Annotated in this window: 18 protein-coding genes; 3 read left to right on the forward strand and 15 right to left on the reverse strand. The window is 34.5% G+C overall.

What is annotated here, in order from left to right:
- Positions 1–129: 129 nt before the first annotated feature.
- The 9 genes from AMD00_RS13925 to AMD00_RS13965 all read right to left on the reverse strand — a co-directional run bounded on the left by AMD00_RS13925 (position 130) and on the right by AMD00_RS13965 (position 10411).
- On the reverse strand, positions 130–1260 hold the full coding sequence (locus AMD00_RS13925) for an N-acetyldiaminopimelate deacetylase (RefSeq protein WP_053417619.1): 1131 nt from the start codon (positions 1258–1260) through the stop codon (positions 130–132).
- Between the two features lie 13 nt (positions 1261–1273).
- Positions 1274–1987, reverse strand: a complete 714-nt coding sequence (gene dapD, locus AMD00_RS13930; protein ID WP_053417620.1) for a 2,3,4,5-tetrahydropyridine-2,6-dicarboxylate N-acetyltransferase — start codon at positions 1985–1987, stop codon at positions 1274–1276.
- Between the two features lie 63 nt (positions 1988–2050).
- On the reverse strand, positions 2051–2959 hold the full coding sequence (locus AMD00_RS13935) for a LysR family transcriptional regulator (RefSeq protein WP_053417621.1): 909 nt from the start codon (positions 2957–2959) through the stop codon (positions 2051–2053).
- A gap of 96 nt (positions 2960–3055) precedes the next feature.
- Positions 3056–3499 (reverse strand): cyclic-di-AMP-binding protein CbpB, encoded by a 444-nt coding sequence (gene cbpB / locus AMD00_RS13940; RefSeq protein WP_053417622.1) that lies wholly within the window; start codon positions 3497–3499, stop codon positions 3056–3058.
- A 196-nt stretch (positions 3500–3695) separates the two neighbouring features.
- Positions 3696–3938, reverse strand: a complete 243-nt coding sequence (locus AMD00_RS13945; protein ID WP_053417623.1) for a hypothetical protein — start codon at positions 3936–3938, stop codon at positions 3696–3698.
- A gap of 60 nt (positions 3939–3998) precedes the next feature.
- The gene (gene fadH, locus AMD00_RS13950; RefSeq protein WP_083446230.1) at positions 3999–4766 is read right to left on the reverse strand and encodes a 2,4-dienoyl-CoA reductase; all 768 of its coding nucleotides are present in this window, start codon (positions 4764–4766) and stop codon (positions 3999–4001) included.
- Between the two features lie 123 nt (positions 4767–4889).
- Complete coding sequence (locus tag AMD00_RS13955; RefSeq protein ID WP_053417624.1) at positions 4890–6548, reverse strand: putative bifunctional diguanylate cyclase/phosphodiesterase; 1659 nt, start codon at positions 6546–6548, stop codon at positions 4890–4892.
- A 209-nt stretch (positions 6549–6757) separates the two neighbouring features.
- Positions 6758–8869: an RNA degradosome polyphosphate kinase gene (locus AMD00_RS13960; protein WP_053417625.1), complete on the reverse strand. Its 2112-nt coding sequence runs from the start codon at positions 8867–8869 to the stop codon at positions 6758–6760.
- Between the two features lie 3 nt (positions 8870–8872).
- Complete coding sequence (locus tag AMD00_RS13965) at positions 8873–10411, reverse strand: Ppx/GppA phosphatase family protein (protein ID WP_053417626.1); 1539 nt, start codon at positions 10409–10411, stop codon at positions 8873–8875.
- Positions 10412–10560: 149 nt separating this feature from the next.
- Here AMD00_RS13965 and AMD00_RS13970 point away from each other — a divergent pair, with 149 nt between their 5' ends.
- Complete coding sequence (locus tag AMD00_RS13970; protein WP_053417627.1) at positions 10561–11016, forward strand: YkyB family protein; 456 nt, start codon at positions 10561–10563, stop codon at positions 11014–11016.
- A gap of 67 nt (positions 11017–11083) precedes the next feature.
- Here AMD00_RS13970 and AMD00_RS13975 read toward each other — a convergent pair whose 3' ends face one another.
- The 5 genes from AMD00_RS13975 to AMD00_RS13995 all read right to left on the reverse strand — a co-directional run bounded on the left by AMD00_RS13975 (position 11084) and on the right by AMD00_RS13995 (position 15182).
- Positions 11084–11986 (reverse strand): chemotaxis protein, encoded by a 903-nt coding sequence (locus tag AMD00_RS13975; RefSeq protein ID WP_053417628.1) that lies wholly within the window; start codon positions 11984–11986, stop codon positions 11084–11086.
- Between the two features lie 64 nt (positions 11987–12050).
- Positions 12051–13373 carry an MFS transporter gene (locus tag AMD00_RS13980; protein WP_053417629.1) on the reverse strand — a complete coding sequence of 441 codons (1323 nt, stop codon included), beginning with the start codon at positions 13371–13373 and terminating at the stop codon, positions 12051–12053.
- A gap of 221 nt (positions 13374–13594) precedes the next feature.
- Positions 13595–14464: an NAD(P)-dependent oxidoreductase gene (locus AMD00_RS13985; protein ID WP_053417630.1), complete on the reverse strand. Its 870-nt coding sequence runs from the start codon at positions 14462–14464 to the stop codon at positions 13595–13597.
- A gap of 243 nt (positions 14465–14707) precedes the next feature.
- Positions 14708–14902, reverse strand: coding sequence for an aspartyl-phosphate phosphatase Spo0E family protein (locus AMD00_RS13990; RefSeq protein ID WP_038183512.1), 195 nt, complete (start codon positions 14900–14902; stop codon positions 14708–14710).
- Positions 14903–14993: 91 nt separating this feature from the next.
- On the reverse strand, positions 14994–15182 hold the full coding sequence (locus AMD00_RS13995; protein ID WP_053417631.1) for a hypothetical protein: 189 nt from the start codon (positions 15180–15182) through the stop codon (positions 14994–14996).
- Between the two features lie 123 nt (positions 15183–15305).
- Between AMD00_RS13995 and AMD00_RS14000 the strand changes: the two genes are divergently transcribed.
- Positions 15306–15494 (forward strand): YkvS family protein, encoded by a 189-nt coding sequence (locus AMD00_RS14000; protein WP_038183507.1) that lies wholly within the window; start codon positions 15306–15308, stop codon positions 15492–15494.
- A gap of 244 nt (positions 15495–15738) precedes the next feature.
- Positions 15739–16350 (forward strand): CPBP family intramembrane glutamic endopeptidase, encoded by a 612-nt coding sequence (locus AMD00_RS14005; RefSeq protein ID WP_053417632.1) that lies wholly within the window; start codon positions 15739–15741, stop codon positions 16348–16350.
- A gap of 52 nt (positions 16351–16402) precedes the next feature.
- On the opposite strand, the gene AMD00_RS14010 is transcribed toward AMD00_RS14005, so the two are convergent.
- A complete protein-coding gene (locus AMD00_RS14010) occupies positions 16403–16849 on the reverse strand; it encodes a MarR family winged helix-turn-helix transcriptional regulator (protein WP_053417633.1) in 447 nt (148 codons plus the stop codon).
- Positions 16850–16880 lie beyond the last annotated feature (31 nt).

A 16880-nucleotide genomic window follows, 5' to 3' on the forward strand; every position in this document is an offset into this window, starting at 1 on the left:
ATAATTTGGTTGCATAAATAACAAAAATATATATTTTTATAAAAAAAGGGAAATATTTCTTGTTATTATTTAAAATGGTCTGTTTATACGCAAAAAACCTATAGTGCAGAATTACACTATAGGTTTTTATTATTTATAAAAAGTAAATGAACGTAAGAATTGTTCTACAAATTGTATATTAACATTAATTAGTTCTTCATCTGGTTGCATAGCAGAATGATGAAGACCATATGACGTATTTGCCCCTGTCCAGAACATAGCACCTGGTAAGTCTTTTAAAAAGAATCCAAAATCTTCTCCAGTCATTGCTGGTGGGCATTCATAAGCTACAACACCAGGAAACTGCTCCGCAAAGCGTAATAACTCATACGCACAATGCACATCATTTTCCACTTGATAATAAGATGAACCATAATCAATACTTACCTGACATTCATAGGCTATTTCAGTAGCTCTACAAAGTGCTTCTATGCGCTTTTTAATCAATTTCATCGATTCTGCCGACATCGTTCGAATTGTACCCTCTAGTCGTGCATCTTCAGCAATTATATTCTGAACAGTACCCGAAGTCATCTTACCTATCGTTACTACAGCACTATCTAAGGGATTTATATTCCGACTGACAATTGTTTGGAGTTGAATCATTAGATTAGCAGCTGCAACTGTCATATCTCTCGTATTATGAGGGTATGCCGCATGTCCACCTACCCCTTTTAAATCGATAAAAAGCTCAGAGGTATTCGCGAATAGCATACCTGGTCTAGTAGCGATAGTCCCAACAGGATATTCAGGAGCGATATGTAAGGCAAAAATAGTGTCAGGTACTAAATCAGGTCTTTCACTTTGTAGCCATTCAAGCATAGGCTTTGCACCACCGGGACCTTCTTCAGCTGGTTGGAAGTATATAATTACGGTGTTTTCTGGTTGATTTTCTGAAAAGGCCTGCACTAAACCTAATGCAATAGTCATATGGAAGTCATGGCCACATGCATGCATAAAACCTGGATGCTCTGAAGAATAAGCCAATCCTGTATTTTCTGAAACCGGTAGACCGTCAATATCAGATCGCCAACCAATTTTCAACTGTGGATTAGAGCCATTAATCGTCACAATAATGCCCGTTCGCCAAACGTCAATTTGAATGTACGGCTTCCACAACTTTTCAATGATCGTGAGTAAATACTTTTGGGTTTTCTCTTCCTTGAAACCAACTTCCGGAATTTTATGTAACTCTCGTCTAATTTCCAGTAAACTTTTCATCTTATACACCTGCTTATAATTTACGAAGATCTTGCATAATTTCAGTTTTTGATTTTGTTTTCTCATCAATATCTTTGATGACTTTTGCTGGCATCCCTGCTACTACTGTATACGGTGGCACATCTTTAGTAACTACTGCTCCCGCTGCAACTACTGCACCTTCTCCTACTCTACAGCCTTCTAAAACAACTGCATTAGCACCAATCATTACTTTATCTTCAATAATAACTGGAGATGCGGAAGGTGGCTCAATTACACCGGCTAGCACAGCTCCTGCTCCAATGTGACAATCTTTTCCTACCATTGCACGCCCACCTAATACAACATTCATATCAATCATTGTACGATCGCCAATTTCAGCTCCAATATTAATGACACTACCCATCATAATGACACAATTATCTCCTATAGTAACTTGGTCACGGATAATAGCACCAGGCTCAATACGAGAGTTGATACCTTTTAAGTCAAGAGTTGGTACCGCAGAATTTCTCCGATCATGTTCAACAACATAATCGGCAATTTGTGCTTCGTTAGCTACTAAAGCTTTTTCAATTTCTGCCCATTCGCCAAATACAACAGCTGAGCTTCCTTCACCAAAAACTTTACTTCCCTCACCAAATGAAAGATCTGCTACTTTTTCACCTTTTACATAAACTTTCACTGGTGTTGCTTTTTTGGCATTAGCTAAATAAGCAATAATTTCTTGTGCGTCTAATTTCTGCATTGGTTACGTCCTCCTACTATTCTGAAAATATGGACTAATTGTACACGAAAAATAATAGTGTTGTCATTTCTTTTCTTCCGTACTATTCGAATAATCATAAAGACATTCAGCGTGTTTTTTCACAAGATCTACAAAAGCTGCCACTTGGCGCAATTCAAAAGAAGATTCATAACCAATAAGCCATGTATCTCGTGTTAACTCAAATTCCTCTTCATTATTCGTCAGGGGGATGGTATTAACATCCTCATGTCCACTTAATGTGATAGAAGGTAAAATGGCGTATCCAATTCCATTCAATGCCATCTGTTTGCATGTCTCAATTTGATCTACTGTAATTTGTCGACGAGGATTTGACTTAAAATGACGTTGCCACCATTGTTGTATTTCTTGATAATAATTAGAATCACTTTTGAATTGAATAAATGGACGATCTGTTTCGAAAACTTCATCAATCTCTTTAATTTCTTTATCTACTAAATACAACGTATCACGGAATAAATGAATCTTCGAGCCTTTCCAATCTGTATGTCCACGCACTATACCTACATGCGCCTCCCCCTCATAGAGAGATTTAACAATTTCTGAGCTCCAACCTGTGATTAGTGAAATTTTAGCTTCAGGATATTGTGTCATAAAATCTTTCAATACTTTAGGTAACCATGTATGTCCGACAATCGAAGCACATGCTATTTTCAAAGTACCGTGTACTTTCGAATTCAACGACTGAATCATTTCATAAATTTCTTCTTTTTTTGCAATTGTATCAATCGCATATTGTATGACCAATTCTCCTGCTGGTGTAGGTGTTAATCCCTTTTGTGAGCGTAAAAACAACTGTGCTCCCCAATCTTTTTCAATGGATTGTAAACGTTGAGAAAGGGCAGGTTGGGATAAAAATAAACGTTCAGCTGCTTTTCTCATATTGCCTTCCTCAGACAATACTTTTACAATTTGAGCTTCTGTTGTAGTCATTGAAAAGTAACCTCCTGTTCGACCTTATAGGGCTTAAATCATTTATTATAAATAAAGAAGGCCCCATTAATGGCGACCTTCTTTCATTTTGTCATATTAAGAATTGAATTGATAGATGTGTTTTTTTAGTTGTTTTAAAATTACACGACGTGTCATAATCCCCATGAAGGTACCTTCATCATCAATTACGCATAAAAATGCATGATTAATTACAAGGTCTAGTGCTCGTTGGAAATTATCGCCAATGTTTAATGTAGCTACTTTCTTATCCATTATTTCATCTACTTTAATATCTGTTAATCTCTCATACTCTATATGATCCATCCCCAAAATCGGTTCTGTGATCATACGCATGCTTAACATGCCATGCAGACGGTATTTTGCATCAAGTACAGGTATAGACGAATAGCCAGTTTTCGTTAGGACTAGCAAGGCGTGCTCTGCATTATTCCCCATTTGAACATGTGCAACTTTCTCTGAAGAAATGATAAAATCAGTAATTGGCATTTCAAGGAACTCTCTGCTACTTAAGGACATCATAGTATTCTACTCCTTTTTCTGTTCCTCGTTTTAGAACAGCAAAATACTTATTAATCATATCACAGTCCCTCATAAAATTTCCATTTCTACAAATAAATTTTTAAAGATATATAATATTAATTCATAAAAATGAATTTTTATGTAAATACAACAATAAAAAATGTGAAGAGGGAACTAACAATCCCTCATCACATCTTTATATCCATTTGTATTTCACGACATTGTAAAAAATTAAAATAAATACAAAAACAAATGCTAAGCCATATACCCAAATAATTGGATTAAGCATCGTTGGATTATCTTTAACAGCCTGACTAATCGGTTGATCATTATTATGAACAGCCTGTTGCTCCATTTTCGCAATACGTCTAGTATAAGCATACCCGATACCGCAAATAAGTAATATTACTGCCATTAACGGCCAAGTCCACGTATCCATAGCGTCACTTCCTTCTTAATTGTTTCGCTAAGTATGTGCATTACTTGGCTATTTTAGTCTTTAGAATGGGTACTGATTTAAGTGTTGTCCACCATCAAGTGTGACAACTTCCCCATTCATGTAAGCTGCCTTGTCTGACATCATAAACGTTGCTAAATCAGCAATTTCTTCCGGTTTTCCTAATCGACCAAGTGGCACAGACTGTAATGTGCGTTTCGCAGCTTCTTCGGATTGCCATAACTTATCAGCACCACCAGTTCTTTCAATCGGCCCTGGAGCAATCGCATTAACTCTGATACCATATTGTCTTCCCCATTCCACCGCAAGTGTTCGAGTTAAAGATAATACTCCAGCTTTTGCTGCTGCTGAATGGGCAACTCCTGGACCAGCATCCCACGCATAGGTTGCGACCATATTAAGAATGGAACCGTTGATTTTGTTATCTATCCAGTACTTTCCTACTTCTTTTGAACAATAAAATGTGCCGTTGAGCACGATATCAATAACAGATTTCCATCCATTAGGCGATAAATCCTCTGCACGAACGATAAAATTTCCTGCAGCATTATTTACTAGACCATCTACTTGCCCAAAGGTATCAACTGCAAAATTTAACATTCCAGTAACATGTTCAGGTTGCCTTACATCCATTTGGAAGATGGCAATATTGTTCCCGTCGCTTGAAATTTCATCCTTTGCGTTTTTTAGACGCTCTAAATCACGACCTGTAATGACAACGTTTGCACCTTCTTTTACAAACGTTTTCGCCATATATTTCCCCATTCCATTTGAACCGCCTGTGATAATAATTGTTTTCCCCTTTAACAATTACGATTCCCCCTTTGAATGAATATTCATTCATAATTTTACCATACTTCGGAATTACTGTCTTTATTTCGGGATAAAAATAAAAACCCCAATGGTAGCCATTAAGGTTTGTATTTATTATCCCTAACAAAAATACATTTCGATGATACTTTCAATCGGAACTGGTCGGCTAAAATAGTAACCTTGTGCCTTTTCACAATTTACTTTTTTTAAAATTTCTACATGATCTTTTTTCTCGACACCTTCAGCAATTACTTTCATACCTAAACTATGTGCAAGATGAATAATTGTTTTCGCTATCGCTTCATCCTTTTCATCTTGTTCAATTTCCTTAATGAAAGATTGATCGATTTTAATAATATCAATTGGATATCTTTTCAAATAGCTAAGAGAAGAATATCCTGTCCCAAAATCATCAATAGAAATAATAACACCCATTTTCTTTAATTCTTGTAAAATTGCAAGGGTTTCATGGATATTTGTCATTGAACTTTCAGTAATTTCAAGTTCTAAAGATTGCGGGTTCAATTCATATTTGTAAATATATTTTTTTATTGCATTAGCGAAAGCTTCTTGCTTAAATTGCTTGGATGAAATATTAACTGCAATTCGCACATCTATAAATCCGTTAATTTGCCATTCTTTTAACTGGATACATACTTGATTTAGAACCCAATCACCTATTTCTAAAATGAGACCAGAATCTTCTGCAATAGGAATGAATACACTTGGGGGAACTGAACCAAACTTTGGATTATTCCATCTCAGTAATGCTTCAAAACTGTTTATTTTGCCAGTATCTAGATCCACTTGAGGTTGATAATGAATCGATAATTCGTTTTTTTCGATTGCACGTCTAAGATGAGATTCCATCACAGCTCCATTATTAGAGGTATCAAGCATTTTACTATGATAAAAACGAAATGTTGAAGGTACTCTCTCTTTTACGTATCTTAGTGCTTGGCCAGCTTTTTTTAGTAATTCATCTAATTCCGCTCCATCAGCTGGGTACATAACACCGCCTATAGAACCTGATATATTCAATTCTAGCTCATCTATACAAAAAGGCTTTTTAAATAATGCTAATACTTTATCTGCAAAATATTCTGTTTTTTTAACATCCGATTGTTGTAAAAGAAAGATAAAATCATCACCATTTTGCCTATAGATTTGGCTATTAGCATCAGAAAGAGTAGAAAGTCTTTGCACCACTTTCTTTAACAACTCATCACCTTTATTGAAGCCTATAGAGTCGTTGATTTTTTTAAACCGATCCAAATCTAATAGTAATATCGCCATCTGATGACCCCGACACTTGGCAATTCTCTCTTCTTCTTTAAAATGCTCCTGAAGTGCGCGTTTATTCCAAATGCCTGTTAATTGGTCGTGATAAGGCGATTCATTACTAACTACTTTAGATAATGTCAAACAAATTACTTTGTGTTGTGTTGTTGTATCTGCAATCATACGAACATTAAAGGTATGTTGTATTGTTTTCTTTCTTATTGTTATCTGTTTAGTATATGGTTCCACCACTTCACCTACTTGTAATAGGAAATCTTCTAGATTAGTTCCCATTTGAAGTGTAAAAAATGATGATGCCAGCATTTTATGTTCAAATGTATATTCAAAAAAAGTTTTAAACGATTCATTAACATATGTAATCCAATAATGATTGTTTGAATCTTGTTCTATTAACATTGTCATGGATTCAGGATACAATCTTGAAAATTTTTGTATAAAATCTAGATATTGTTGAGGACTCAAAGATGAATTATACATATAATGCCTCCATTAACAGAAGTAGTCTACTATTTATTATCATAATTGATTTTTATTCGATTGAATACAATTTTATTTATTCTTTTATATCTTTTGGCATATTATTTATATATAATTTTAAAAAAGTATATTTCACGCGGGATTATTCGACTAAGATAAAAAGACTTTCGCCATATTAACAAAAGTCTTAGTTTAAATAATATTATGCTTTACTCTTCATCTATTAGGACACGGTAGGCTTCTTTCAAGAAGATTTCTTGACTGTTTATACATTTATCTCCATCTTTTTTCTCGCTATAATAGTAAACACCATTCTCATCTTGAATGCGTGCCTTCTCATTATCACGGAACTGAGTCTTCATAGATTTCATAATACGTTTTTTTATTTCAGTATCAAAAATTGGGAATAGAATCTCTACACGTTTGATCATATTTCTTGTCATCATATCTGCTGAAGATAAAAATAATTTGTTTTCTCCATTATGATGGAACCAATAAATACGTGAGTGTTCAAGAAAGCGACCTACAATACTTATAACTGTAATATTTTGACTAATCCCTTTAATACCTGGGCGCAAACAACATATCCCGCGAATAATTAAATCTACTTTCACTCCGGCGATTGAAGCTTCATACATTTTCATAATCAATTCTTTATCAGTTAATGAATTCATTTTCGCACGGAAATGTCCTTTACCGTACTTCAAATGATAATTGATTTCGTCATCAATTAGTTTAATAAATTCAACTCTTATATCATTAGGTGACACGACAATGTGATGGAAGTTTGGCTTTTCCGTATATCCACTTAGGAAATTAAAAAAGTTCGTCGCATCAATTCCAAATTTCTTTTTCGTCGTGATAATACCCATATCCGTATAAATTTTCGCAGTTGCATCGTTATAATTCCCTGTACCTAAATGTACAAAACGCTCTATTTTACTTTGTCTTCTTCTAACAACTAGCGTGATTTTAGAATGTGTTTTTAAATTATGCATGCCATAAATAACTAGACAACCTGATTGTTCTAGTTCTTTTGCCCAGTGCACATTATTTTCTTCATCAAATCGTGCTTTTAACTCTACTAGAACCGTTACTTGCTTTCCATTTTCAGCAGCCAGCTTTAATGCATGAATTACTGGTGAATTCCCGCTGACACGGTATAATGTTTGTTTAATGGCTAAAACACTAGGATCGTTCGCAGCTTCTGTGACAAATTCCACGATAGGTGTAAAAGATTCATATGGATGATTAAAGAATATATCTTGAGTTAACGCCTTCTCAAAAATATTTTCATCCGACCCTAAATCTTGTGGTGGTTGAGGGATGAAACTTTCATATTCTAAATGCTTTCTGCCTTCACCTACAAATTTTACAAATGAAAACAGAAAAGTTAAATCTAGCGGGCAATCTACGCTATACACTTCCGCTTCCCAGTCTTCTAATTCGTTCAGCAGAAATTGTAGTACACCTTTATCCATTTCTCCTGTACGAACTTCTAGACGAGTAAGAGCACCCCATTTACGCTTTTTCAATTCTTTTTCAATCTCTAAAAGTAAATCACGTGCACCTTCTTCATGAATAGTTAAATCTGCATTACGTGTTAGACGGAAAGATTGTACAGATTTAACATGATACCCATAAAACAATTTATTTATGTTTGCACTAATTATATCTTCAAGAAGTACCACTGAGATCTCATTCCCTTTGGATGGTACTTGAATAAAACGTTCTAAGACAGATGGAACTTGAACAACCGCTACTTTTTCGCAGAACTCTGGTTCTACATTGTCTTGTTCCAAAAGTATTATCATATTTAAAGTTTTACTGATTAATGTTGGAAAAGGGCGATACGCATCAACTGCTACAGGTGTTAACACTGGAAAAATCGTTTCTTCGAAATATTCATTGATAAAATTAGTTTGTTCTTCATTTAGCTCTGCTATTTTGCGCGTATAAACATGCTCTTTCGGTAATAGTTGTTTCATTAATTTTTTGTAAATCGCTGTTTGTCTTGAAACAAGTGCTTGGGTTTTCTCAGAAATTCGAGCTAATTGTTCCTTTGGTGTTAATCCTGATTTATTCTCCGGTTTATGAAATCCAGCTTTCACCTGATCTTGTAATCCTGCTACACGTACCATGAAAAATTCGTCCAAATTGGAACTGAATATCGCCAAAAATTTCAATCTCTCAAGTAATGGGTTTTGTGCATCCTCCGCTTCCTGTAACACGCGTTCATTGAATGCTAGCCAACTTAACTCTCGGTTGTTGTAGTATTCTGGTTTTGTAATTTCTGTATGCTTAACTTGGACTAATTCCATTATCTATCCTTCCTTTTCTATAAAGTGTATGGATACTTCCCCTTTAAAAATTCGATTTAAATGCTTTTTTTGGCGGTTAGCTTGATACATTTCAGCCATAGCATTTCCTTTTGTGTAAATCTTCAGTTTTACATTATCACCCGATTGTTCCATTGCAATCGATTCGACAATATTTCGTTTCGAGGCATCTAATGCATACACAAATTTAAGTAATGCACCTATGTCACGCATTTTTTTAAACTCGTCCTTCGAAAACCACTCCATAAATGGTTCCGAATAACGGCTAAAATCATCTTTATTCTTGTATGAAGCAATTAACGCTAAACGAACACGCTGACCATGACTTATCCCATCAATTGAGCGATTCGACAGCAAGTAAAATGTATGTTGACTAGCAGCATCAACTTCAATGTACTCGCCTATATGAAATAATCTAGCGGCTTGCTTCAACATATGTAAATCTTCTGCATTATACGAAAATGCCCCTATTTTACAAACTTCAAAATAGGCCATTTCCGTTAGTTGTACAAAATGAGCTGTCTTTTCTAAAGGTTTATCAAATTCTGCAGCTAAAAATTTTGTACTCCTCTCAAAAACATTGTATTTGTTAAAAGCAGTTGGATTGTCTTTTAGTATGCGATCAATGACAAGACCTTCACGTAATCCTTTTCTACTAAATTGAAATGTCTCACTACCCACAACATCCATCAACGCTTGAAATACTATGATCACGGGTGCAATAATATCTGCACGATCACTTGAAAGCCCATCAAGTTGCTTTAATTCTTCGAATGTCAAAGATGTTACTTCGTTGCTAATAATTGTGAAGTCCTCTTTCGTCATCTCATATTGGTGGATACCTGAAATAGGATAATCCTTTTTACGTTGATCTAGCTTTGCCATGTTACGAGCACTTCCTCCTATACCTATAACAGGCAACTGAGCACCTTTTAGCCATAGCAATGTCTCAAAGTTACTTTTTGCAAACTCATATATTTTTTCTCCAGCCTCATTTGTCATTGTGTCACCTTGGATAAATTGTTGCTTTAAGGACACCGATCCAAACGGAAAGCTATGAGAACACTGTAGTTCTTTATCTTTAAAATAGGTTAATTCAGTACTACCACCTCCAATATCGATTGTTATAGCTGATGGTGTTTTTAATGTATGAGCCACAGCAAAATAACCGAAATACGCCTCCTGCTCGCCTGATAATAACTCAATCTTTATCCCTGTATTTTTCCACATATGCTCAATAATTTCAGAACTATTTTGTGCTTGACGAATTGCAGCAGTAGCTATGGCTCTTAGATCTACTATGTGATAATCATTTAAAATGTCTCTAAAAAAAAGTAATACTTCTTCAAGTTCCTGCACGCCTTCTTCAGACATTACGTTATCAACTTGTAAATAATTTCTCAAACGGGTTACCGATTTAATATTTTCTACTTCCTTTAAGCCTCTTAGCGGATCATACGTATAAAGTACAAGTCGGATTGTATTAGAGCCGATATCGATAATAGCTGTTTTAAAATAAGTCATTTGGGGCACATCCTTAGAATTTTTCTTGTCTCTCTATACAACCGAGAGTAATATTGGTATTATAATGTATATTATAAATTGAATGCTCTGAATTTTCTTCTAAACACAATCAATTACAGACATTAACTTAAGTAGAAAGGCGGTATTTTATGCAAAGAGAATATTGTGATGAACAACTAGCTACTGCTATCTATACTGTTAATAGACACGCAAAAACTGCACCAGACAACAAACCTCTTTACGAGCTGAAACGCCTTGCACTTGAGAAAATGATTCTTGACAGCAGAGCGAAAAAAATTGGTTTACATTTTGTGAAAAACCCTCGTTTTAGTAAGCAACAATCATCAGTACTCATTCAATGCGCAGATTACTATTTTCATACTCTACCCAAAAAAGATGACTTTGCTACATTACCCCATTTAGGACATCTTGATGACAGCTATCGTAACCCTCAACGTAAAATGAGCTTAAACACAGCTAGAAATGTATTAAAAGACTATTTAGGAATAAAAACCCAACAAATAGTAAAAAAAGAAACGGTTAGTACTTCTAATCCTAAAAAGAAGCCTTTAGTTAATAATACAAGTTATTTTTACGGACACTAGACGCTATTATAATGATAAAACCGGATTCCTCATTTATTAAGGTATCCGGTTTTTTGCATTCATATACTTATAAGATATACTGATCTATTTTTAAGATGAGCTCGGCAATCTCTGGTTTGCTTATTTGATCTTCAGCCCCAACTTGATCTCCTTTATGTCTTAAATCATCTGTTATTAGACTAGAGAAGATAATAACAGGTAATTTCGACAATTCGGGATGGGTTTTAATTTGTTTTGTTAAATGATGACCATCCATTTGTGGCATCTCAATGTCTGTTACGACTAATTGCACAACCTTCGAAACATCATTTTCTCTGTCTGCTAAAGCAAGTAAATAATCTAAGGCGTCTTTCCCATTCTCGAAGAATTCTATATTCATATAACCTGCTTCATGCATCGTGTCATGCAGTAATTTGCGAAGTAATGGTGAATCCTCCGCGATAACAATTTTCTTCTCTGAACGATTACGATCACCTAGTTTTTTTACAGACTCTACACTAATACCCGAATCAGGGTTAATATCTACCATAATCTTTTCAAAGTCCAATAGTAGCAGCATTAAATCATCTTGTTTAATTACTCCGATAACTTGCGAACCACCACCCTGATACATGTCAGTAGGCTTTTCGATTTGATTCCATGAAATACGATGAATCATCGTCACATTATCAACATGGAAAACGACGCGTTGTCGATTAAATTCTGCAACAATATATTTTTGTTGCTCATTAAAAGTACCAGACAAACCTAAAACTTTTTTCATATCTACAACTGGTAATACTTCTCCACGTAATTGAATTATTCCTTCAACATGCGGATGAGCATGAGGTATAAATGTAACCGGAATTGGTTGTATAATTTCTTTTACTTTAATAACATTAATACCAAATTTATTGGAACCAACTTCAAACTCAACAATTTCAAGTTCGTTTGTCCCGCTCTCTAGCAAAATACCCTGACTTTTTACCATTAGATTTGCCTCCTTGAGTCACACTTTTCTCTATTCCAATTGTAACATAAAGGGGACATTACTCCTATGTGGATTTAGTGACATTCGGGCGAACTCTTATATGGATGATCAGACCAATTATAGTTAATACAATTAAAGTTGACAAAGCTATACGGCTAGCAAGCGCACCATAGTCCTTTAGTAACAAAGTCACTGTTCCGTAAATAGCAGGACCAATAATTGATGATACTTTCCCAGAAAAAGCGAATAATCCAAAGAACTGCCCTTGCTTTTCTATTGGGCTAAGTTCGATAATATATGTTCGAGATGTTACCCACATAGACCCTAAGGAAACGCCAAACATACTACCCGCAATCCAGAACATCCATTGCTTTAATGCAAATACTGCAATGACAAGGGATACAATCATTAACAGTGCGACATAAATTATCGCTTTCTTAGCTCCAACACTTTTAGTAATGTATCCAAACGCAAGTGAGCCAATAATAGTAGATACAGTAGATACTAAGTAAAGAATAATAAATTGCCCGGAGGAAAAGCCTACAATTGCAGTTGCATAGACAGCCATCATAGCAATGGTTGTTGCAATTGCATCATTTAAAAAGAAGTAGGCTATCATAAAGGTGAATATAGGTTTATAAGCACGCATCTCTTTAAATGTTTTTATAATTTCTTTATAGCCCGATAAGAAAGAATTAACTTTCCTTTGTTCCTTTGGAATTGGTTTATCTTTATTAATAAAAAATAATGGTAATGAAAAAATCAAGTATAATGCCGCCGTAGGAATAAAAGCTCGATGGAAATTTCCATCACTAACAAATGGATAGACTAGCAAACCAATAATCGTACCTAAATAACCAATCGCTACCCCATACCCTGATATAAGGGGCATCTCTTCTTTCGTTCCTAAATCTGGCATCATTGCATCATAGAATACTAAGCTTGAATTAAAAAAGAACTTTGCTATAACAAAACTTACAACAACTAAAAACAAACTCATGGGTACTCCACCAAATGTAATATCTGTTTGCCAGTAACTAAATACCCCCATCATAAAAGTGAAGATGATGGAAATGGATGCGAACCATACGATAAACCTCTTTTTCAGCCCAGTATTATCAATCCATACACCAAAAAGCGGTGAGAATATAACTAGAAAAAGGCTCGCTATGGCATTTGCATAGGAAATAAATGTACTGGCAACTTGTTGCTTTACTTCATTCGTTCCAAGTATTTCATCCATATAAAACGGAAAAAATACCGTATTAATATTGGATGAAAAAATAGTATTCGCAAAATCATAAAATGCCCATGACAATATAGGTAACGATAAATATAATCCCCATGGACTTCTTAATATCGACTTCTGAGACCCTACATTCATCATTTCAACTCCCATCTTTATAACTATTCCATATCGCAAGAAGAATGTCCTGTATTTCAAAGTAAATTTACAAAAACCTTACAATCAATAGTCGAGTAACTACCCAAATTATCGAACAATGTCATATACTAATTATTTCTTCATATATATGTTGATAGAATTGTTGATATTAATAATTAAAAACCGCTACTGTGAAAAATCCACAGAGCGGTTTTAGAATAGTGTTATTTATAATAGCGAATCAGTGCTTGTGTACCATTATCTTCATAACCTTTACTAGCTAATTCATCATACATTTTCTTTGCAAGTGAGAGACCAGGTAAATCTAATTGCATGAGTTCTGCTTCTTGTAAAGCAATTTTCATATCTTTTATAAAATGCTTTACATAGAATCCAGGGGCTAAATCTTCGTTCACTATACGTGGTGCTAAATTACTTAATGACCAGGAACCAGCTGCTCCTGAAGAAATTGAAACTAGGACATCTTCTATATCAAGACCTGCCTTTTTCCCATAAGCAATTGCTTCACATACGCCAATCATATTTGTTGCGATCGCGATTTGGTTGCACATTTTCGTATGCTGACCTGCACCAGCTTCTCCTTGATAAACAATATTCGTTCCAATTAGATTAAATAGAGGTGTAATTTTATTAAATACTTCACGTTCTCCACCCACCATAATCGATAGCGTCCCATTTTGTGCACCGATATCACCGCCTGAAACAGGAGCGTCTAAAGCATCCATTTGTAATGATTTTGCATGATCTGCAATTTTTTTTGCTAGAGTGGGCTGGGAAGTCGTCATATCAACAACGATTAAACCTGCTTGTCCATTTTTAAAAATTCCACTTTCATCGAAATATACTTCTTCGACATCTTGTGGGTAACCTACCATCGTAAAAACAATATTTGAGTTACTGGCTACACCACCAGCTGTCTGAAACCAATTTGCACCTAATTCAACAAGTGGTAAAGCTTTTTCTTTTGTTCTAGTATAAACATTTACAATATGACCTGCATGCAAAAAATGCTTAATAATGCTAGAACCCATTACCCCAGTACCTACAAACCCAATATTCCATTGTTCAGCCATCGTAATTTCCTCCATATTTATATATATGCTCTTAATTGTATCAGAAAATTTTCCGAATTGTATGTCTTCTCTATATTCTCACATAAAAAAAGACAGATGCTTTTGCATCTGCCAAAGAAAGGGGGAAATGAGATTGTTGCTGTGTTCATAATTATTGTTTCCTTCCAGCATAATTTTAAACCTTTTATTTCGAAAAATTAGAAAATTTATTAAGAAAATAAAAAAGAGCACTAGGAACTTCTCCTAATGCTTAACATTTTCCATTGTAAAATTATAATCATTCATCTTGTCGACATTCTGAAGTTGATAAATATTTAATAAATGATCTAGCTTTTTACTTAAGCGGATGGTTTCAATATTTGAAAAACCATGTTCAATTCCAGAACGGATCATCATTTCTCTTGTAGATTCTAATTTTTTCAAGATGGAATCAGACATTTACCATCCTCCTCTCAAGCTAAATTCTGTTCATTATTATACTATTATTCCCACTTTTTCGGAGAAGAAACTTTCGACACTTTTCGACAAACTAACTCCTCGCAACTTCCATGTACTGATAAATAACTTGACCACCTTGTTTTGCCACACCTCGGAAATGTTTGAAGTCTTCTCTCTTCACTAGTACTTCTCTAAAGGCATAAAATTCATTTTTATCAATCGTGATATCTTTTCGCGTACCATTTTTCAATTCGTCTAACATATCATTATATGAATTCACTATTAAAACTTCCTTTTTGTTTGAAATTTTCTTTTTTTAAAAAATAATAATAGAAAATACTTTACCTCAGACGTATTTTCGTGCAAACTGTAAAGTATTAGTAGGTGAAGGAGCTGAATTTCTATGAAAATCGCTGAAATCGGAAATATCATTGAATTTAACGACGGTCTACAAGGCATTGTTGAGAAAGTAAATGAAAACTCTGTAATCGTCAACCTTACTTATATGGAAAATTTCAACAGCCTTGAAGTTGAAGAAAAAACAGTGGTCAATCACAAACGTTATAAAATATTATACAGTAACGAAGTTTAAAAAAAATGTTCCACGCCCATTATGATTACATATGTAACATATGCGACATACTTATAGCAATTCCTATTCGTTAACAGTATACATTACTAGACATTGGGCATTTAAAACACTACAATGATTGTATTTGAGTCTGCGCCGTCCCTCAGAATTTGAAGGGCGGCGTCTCTTTTGTACAAATGCTACAAAATGTAAAAAAAAGAGTTAAAGACCTTCTTTAAATATCCAGTTGGAGGTGATTATTAATATGAAGAAGCACACGAATATTTTAGTGCTTATTCTTTCATTGGTATTCATATACGTTCTGCTATACTTTAGTTTCGATCAAAAAGCTGTATTCTGGTATCTCTATACATTTACAATGCTGGTTGGTATGGCTTTTGCATTTGCATTCGGAAAAATTGAAGACAAAATCAAAACGTGGGAATACTTACTATTTGGGATAGGTTTTGGAACGATTTTATATGGTCTAATTGCATTAGGTTATCGTTTACTACCTTTCTTATCAGAAGAGCTTCTGAAAACAGTACATCAATTTATCAAAACATTCGGTCCTAGTACTTTGTGGCACTATATACTACTGATTTTGATCATTGCTACCGCGGAAGAATTATTCTGGCGTGGTTATGTACAACAACAACTAAAACAGTATATGAAGATGCCTTATGCTGTTATTCTAGCAGCGATTTTATTTGCAATGTCGCTTGCAGTAAGTGGTTTCTGGTTAGGCGTATTAGCTGCTTTCATAACTGGCATTATTTTTGGTTTCCTTTATGAATGGAAAAAAAGCATGCCAATTATCATTGTCGCTCACCTTGTCATGATAACACTATTATTCCTATTATTACCACTATATTGATTTTTAAACTATCAAAAAACCAATCGATCAAAAATCGATTGGTTTTTTTCTTTTAATAAGATAAATCTTTTATAGATAGACCCATTTTTTTTAATAATGTAATTGCCTGATCTTTTTCTTCAGGCGAAAGGGCATTTGTAAGCTCGTATAATTGTTCTTCATGTCTAGGGAACAATTCCTCCATAAAAGCTTCACCTTCAGGAGTAATTTCAGCATAAGTGATACGACGATCTGAAGGACAAGATATACGATTTAGGAAACCTCTTTTTTCCAATTTATCAATTACATAAGTAATTGATCCACTTGCTAAAAGGATTTTATTCCCTATTTTCTGTAATGGTTGTCGTCCTTTGTGGAAAAGTAGCTCCAAAACCGCAAATTCTGTAGGGTTAAGTCCATTATCTTGAAAAAATTGATTTGTGCATTCATTTATTGCTTTATTTGCTCTCGATAAAACGATAAATAGTTTTAACGATTGTTTTATTTCTTCTGATGTCATTTAAATTCATCCTTCATATCCATTATCTTAA

Origin of the sequence: Viridibacillus arvi, assembly GCF_001274945.1 — a bacterium.
Classification (GTDB): domain Bacteria; phylum Bacillota; class Bacilli; order Bacillales_A; family Planococcaceae; genus Viridibacillus; species Viridibacillus arvi.